The following is a 340-nucleotide window of genomic DNA, read 5'->3' on the forward strand; positions in this document are numbered from 1 at the left end:
GATAGGAAATTATTTTTTAGTCTTTGAAAAGAAAAAAAGACTAACTTAATAGTTAGCCTTAAAGAATTTTTAAAAAGTAAAAAGTGTCTAAACTTTTGGAACAGTTCAATGCGAACCACTTAATGAAAGGAGATAATATATGTTATTTCATTTAAAAATTTCAATTATCATATCCCAAAATTAAGTTATAATAATATGTTTTTTTAAAATGGTAAATTATCAGTTTGAGATTTATTATCTAAAAAGATGACTTTATGTACGATCACTTTGGTATTTGTTTTCTTTTGACCTTCGTTGTTGGTGTATTTTTGGACAGATAATGTTCCTTCAAGATAAATTT

General features: G+C 23.8%; 1 pseudogene. It reads right to left on the minus strand.

Annotated elements, in window-relative coordinates:
* Positions 1-203: 203 nt before the first annotated feature.
* Positions 204-340 (minus strand): annotated as a pseudogene (locus RI68_RS01995) (single-stranded DNA-binding protein); the annotation flags it as partial.

The sequence above is a fragment of the Vaccinium witches'-broom phytoplasma str. VAC genome, assembly GCF_000309405.1.
GTDB lineage: Bacteria > Bacillota_I > Bacilli_A > Acholeplasmatales > Acholeplasmataceae > Phytoplasma.